This is a genomic window from uncultured Meiothermus sp., assembly GCF_937863175.1.
GTDB lineage: Bacteria > Deinococcota > Deinococci > Deinococcales > Thermaceae > Meiothermus.
The window spans coordinates 1-4,491 of record NZ_CALMCQ010000082.1 but is presented as its reverse complement, the minus strand read 5'-3'; the positions used below and the strand labels follow the sequence as shown (position 1 = coordinate 4,491).

Genomic DNA, 4,491 nt, shown 5'->3' with positions numbered 1-4,491 from the left:
CTTCGGCCTGGCGGCCTCAGAATGACACTTCGGTAATTTTGTGCGTGCTCCGGCGCCAATTTCCACTTTTGCGATGGTGCCAGTCCAGGTGCAAATACCCCCTCCTCTTCTCAGGCACTGCCCTGGCCAACTCATTGCTGAGCCCCGGGTTCTGGCGCACCGCAACCCCAGCCATCCTGGAACAGGCCATTCGAGCGGGCGCCCAGGTGAATGCAAGGGATAACGACGACTGGACACCGTTTCACGACGCCGCCAAGCACGGAGAAAACTCCGATGTGCTTTTGAAGCTACTGGAGCTGGGGGCCGACCCCAGAGCACACACCCTTGCAGGCGAAACCGCATGGGATCTTATTCAACACAACCAGAGACTTACGAACACCCCGGCCTTCTGGAGGCTCAACGATCTGCGTTTTTAGGGGTTCAGGCGTTTGCGCTGGGCGATGTTCAGGCCGCGCAGCAGCACCATCAGGCTGACCAGCAGGAAGGCCCAGAATCCCGCGCCGGTGGGCCAGAAGGCAACCAGCGCGTACAGGTAGCCAAAGGCGGCCCCCACCGGAAGGGGATACCAGTTTTTGGGGTGATTCCTCCAGAAAACCAGCCAGTACACACCCGCCAGGCTCAGGCCAATGGCGACTGCCACCAGTGCGATGCCGGGGTACAAAAAGCCAAAAAACCCCAGGGTGGGGGCAATTCCGCCCCCGCCGCGAAAGCCAAAATAAACTGGCCAGTTATGGCCTGCTACCACCGCCGCGCCCATCAGTGGCATGGCCCAGGCGGCCTGGGCAAACAGGCTCAGGTAGGCCACCAGGACGCCCTTGAACACATCGGCCAGCACCACCGCCACACCCCAGACCGCCCCCAGTTGACGGTAGGTTCCACTGCCTCCCGGAGTATCCCGGTCGGCCAGGTTGAAGCCTTTGATCCGGCCCGCAATTTGCCCAAAGCTTAGCGAGCCCAGCAGATAGGCAGCCAGAACCAGGAGTACGTCCATAGTCATCCCGCCCTTATGGTACCGGGTCTGGCCCAGGCGCAGTTGATGAAATCTGAAAAATACGTCGGTGTCCCCTTTAATCCTTCGGTAAACTCAGGGCTGTGCAGGGCTTGTGCGGAGCCTGTCAAAGCAAAGGGTGACTCTGGACCGCGCAGCCCCGCGCGTCGGATGTTTCGGCAAAGACAGCCCCTGCAGGCTGGTTCACATTGCAACAGGTTTCTTGCGCAGGCCAGCAACGAGGCCAGGACTGTGTGATAGACTAATTTCAATTTTCGAAAGAAAACGCTTCCATACAAAAAGGAACGTACAGTGGCCAAACGTAAACCCACCATCCACGAAGTCGCCCACCTTGCCAGGGTCGGTATCGGCACGGTGAGCCGGGTGCTCAACAACCACCCCTCTGTCCGTCATGAGACCCGCAACCGGGTGCTGGCCGCGATGGCAACCCTTGGCTACAGCCCCAATCCCCATGCCCGCCGGGTGGCCGGTGGCAAGAGCTACACCGTATCGGTGGTGCTGCCGGTGGCCTCCACCGAGTTCTATAGCCGCCTGCTCGAGGGCATCGAGCATATTCTGGCGGAAGAACGGTACGAAATTGCGTTGTTTCCCATTCTCTCCCCCAGCCGCCTCGAGCGCTATCTGGAGAGCCGCTCGCTGGCCTACCAGACCGATGGGCTGCTGGTTTCCTCCCAGGGGCTGGCCCACCTGCTGCCCGACCAGAAGTTCCCTACCGAGCGCCCGGTGGTGCTGGTGGATGCCTACAGCCCCCGCTACGACTCGGCCTTTATGGACAACCGCCTGGGTGGGCAGATGGCCGCCCAGCACCTGGCCCACTTCCCCGGCGCCATGTTTGCCATCCAGGTACAAGAAGAACTCGACGAGGTACTGAAAAACACGGTAGGCCAGGAGCGCATCGAAGGCTTTCGTGAAGGGCTACAGAAAGCGGGGAAGTCCCTGCCCAAGTCGCATGTTTTCGTGTCGCGTTTCTCGGTCGAAGGCGGGCGGCTGGCCTTGCAACACTTCATGCGGCAGGCCAAACCACCCTATAACATCTTCACCGGGGCCGACCTGCTGGCTCTGGGGGTGCTGGAAGAAGTGGAGCGCCAGGGCCTCGAGGTCGGGAAGCAGATACGCCTGCTGGGCTTTGATGGACACCCCTGGACGGCTGCCCGGGGCCTGTCCACCCTGGCCCAGCCCATCGAAGAGATGGGGGCTGAGGCCGCCCGGCTGTTACTGGACCGCATTCGCGGCTACAAGGGCAGCCCCAGGGCCCGGCGCTTCGAGCCCACCTTAATTGTGCGCAGATCCACCCAGCCTCAGGGTGTCTACGCAGACTGACCGCACCCCTGGTTAGCCGGGTGGCTGGTTTCACAACCGGGCAGTGCTAGGATTGTTGCTAATGAATGCTGCTTCGACCTCCGCTTATGCTTCTGGTTTCATCCCTATCCTGCGCGATCCAAAGCTGCCGCCCATCATCGAAAAAATAGAGGCAGGGGAGCGCCTGAGCTTCGACGAGGGGATGGTGCTCTACCAGACCCCCGACTACAACACCCTGATGCGCCTGGCCAACCGGGTGCGCGAGCGCAGGCACGGAGACAAGACCTATTTTGTGCACTCCATGCGCCTGGAGTTCACCAACCTCTGCTACGTGGGCTGCACTTTCTGCGCTTTTGCAGCCAGGAAAGGCGAGGAGCGGGCCTGGGACTATAGCGTGGAGGAGGTGGTCGCCAGGGTGCACCAGAAATGGGAGCCGGGCCTGACCGAACTGCACATGTCCAGCGGCCACCACCCCAACCGCCCCTGGAGCTACTATCCCGAGATGGTGCGGGCCTTGAACCAGAACTTTCCGGGCATCCAGGTTAAGGCCTTCACTGCTGCCGAAATTGGGCACCTCTCGAAAATCAGCAAAAAACCCACCCTCGAGGTCTTGCGTGAGCTTAAGGAAGCCGGCCTGGTCGCGCTGCCCGGCGGCGGAGCCGAGATTTTTGCCGAACGGGTACGCAAGCAGATTGCCCGGAACAAGGTCAAGGCCGACGAGTGGCTGCAAATCCACCGCGAGGCCCACCGCCTCGGTATTCGTACCAACGCTACCATGCTCTACGGCCACATCGAGACCCTGGAAGAACGCCTGGATCACATGGATCGGCTGCGCAAGCTTCAGGACGAGACCGGCGGCTTTTATAGCTTCATCCCGCTGGCCTTCCAGCCCGACGCCAACGCGCTGGCCTTCAACCTGGGCAAGACCGAGTTCACCACTGGCCTCGACGACCTGCGCAACCTGGCGGTGGCCCGGCTCTACCTCGACAACTTCGAGCATATCAAAGGCTACTGGGTGATGATCTCCTCCGACCTGGTGCAGGTGGCGCTGGACTGGGGGGTCTCGGATATTGATGGCACCATCCTCGAAGAACACATCGCCCACGCCGCTGGCGCAACCTCGCCGCTGGGCCTCTCCCGCCAAAAGATGGTCACGCTAATCCAGGCCGCTGGCCGGGTTCCGGTGGAGCGGGATGCACTCTACAACGAGCTGCGTGTCTATGCGAATGGCCGGTTGCCGATAGCGGATAGTCCGAGACGGCCTCTGCTATAAGCCAGCAGCTATCGGCTATGAGCTACATTCTTGGAGTTCCCCGCTACGCCAACACCGCACCGCTCTACCACTTTCTGGAGGAGGGGGATGGGGTTTCCTTTCGCTATGGAGTCCCCACCGAACTCAACCAGTGGCTGTTGGAAGGCACGGTAGACCTGAGCCTGGTCTCGTCGTATTTCTACTTGCAGCATGCCGATAAACTGCGGCCCCTACCCGACTTTAGCGTGGCGGATCTGGGGCCGGTCTACTCGGTAAACCTGTTTCATCGCAAACCCTGGAGCGAGCTGAAGCGTGTGGCCCTCACCACCGAGAGTGCAACCTCGGTGCGGTTGCTGCAATACCTGCTACAGACCGACGGCATCCAGGCGAAGTATCTGCCCGAACCGGGCGGGCTCGAGCTGCTAGACCGCTACGATGCGGTGCTCCTGATCGGCGACCGGGCCATCAGCACCTATTTTGGCCTGCTCTCCATCATTCCCGAGTCGGTGCACCAGGTGCCGACCGTGGTGGAGGGGATACGTATAAGCGACCTCTCGCTAAAGTGGTTTGAGCAGACCCGGCTGCCGTTTGTGTTTGCCGTCTGGGCCACCCGCAAAAACACCCCCCCGCCCCCTGAAATTGTTCGTCGGCTGCGGGCGGCCCGCTCGCTGGGGCTGGGCAATCTGGCGGCAGTGGCCGGCACCGAGGCCCAGCGCCTGAACCTGCCCGAACGACTGATGCAGCACTACCTGTGGAACTTCCGCTACCACCTGGAAGCACCGGATCGGCTGGGGCTGCAGGCCTTCTCGAGGGCGGTAGGTCTTCCCTATCCTGACGACTACTGGGAGGTGTAGTACCAGCTTCACCACCCGACCAAAGGGAGACGCTTTTTTCGCCGACCGTCCGGGAGGGGGGTGCTCCCGGATTCAAA

At 61.4% G+C, this 4,491-nt stretch carries 5 protein-coding genes; 4 read left to right on the top strand and 1 reads right to left on the bottom strand.

Annotated elements, in window-relative coordinates:
• Positions 1-416, top strand: a 416-nt coding sequence (locus Q0288_RS03215) for an ankyrin repeat domain-containing protein (RefSeq protein WP_299427089.1), incomplete at its 5' end; no start/stop codon positions are given.
• On the opposite strand, the gene Q0288_RS03210 is transcribed toward Q0288_RS03215, so the two are convergent.
• Entirely contained in the window at positions 413-997 is a 585-nt protein-coding gene (locus Q0288_RS03210; RefSeq protein WP_299427086.1) for a glycerol-3-phosphate acyltransferase, read from the bottom strand. The genes Q0288_RS03215 and Q0288_RS03210 overlap by 4 nt on opposite strands.
• 303 nt (positions 998-1,300) lie before the next feature.
• Here Q0288_RS03210 and Q0288_RS03205 point away from each other — a divergent pair, with 303 nt between their 5' ends.
• The 3 genes from Q0288_RS03205 (at position 1,301) to Q0288_RS03195 (ending at position 4,414) form a co-directional block, all read left to right on the top strand.
• Positions 1,301-2,329, top strand: a complete 1,029-nt coding sequence (locus tag Q0288_RS03205) for a LacI family DNA-binding transcriptional regulator (RefSeq protein WP_299427083.1) — start codon at positions 1,301-1,303, stop codon at positions 2,327-2,329.
• Between the two features lie 100 nt (positions 2,330-2,429).
• On the top strand, positions 2,430-3,581 hold the full coding sequence (mqnE, locus tag Q0288_RS03200; protein WP_299427092.1) for an aminofutalosine synthase MqnE: 1,152 nt from the start codon (positions 2,430-2,432) through the stop codon (positions 3,579-3,581).
• A gap of 17 nt (positions 3,582-3,598) precedes the next feature.
• Positions 3,599-4,414: a menaquinone biosynthetic enzyme MqnA/MqnD family protein gene (locus Q0288_RS03195; protein ID WP_299427080.1), complete on the top strand. Its 816-nt coding sequence runs from the start codon at positions 3,599-3,601 to the stop codon at positions 4,412-4,414.
• The last annotated feature ends 77 nt before the right edge of the window (positions 4,415-4,491 follow it).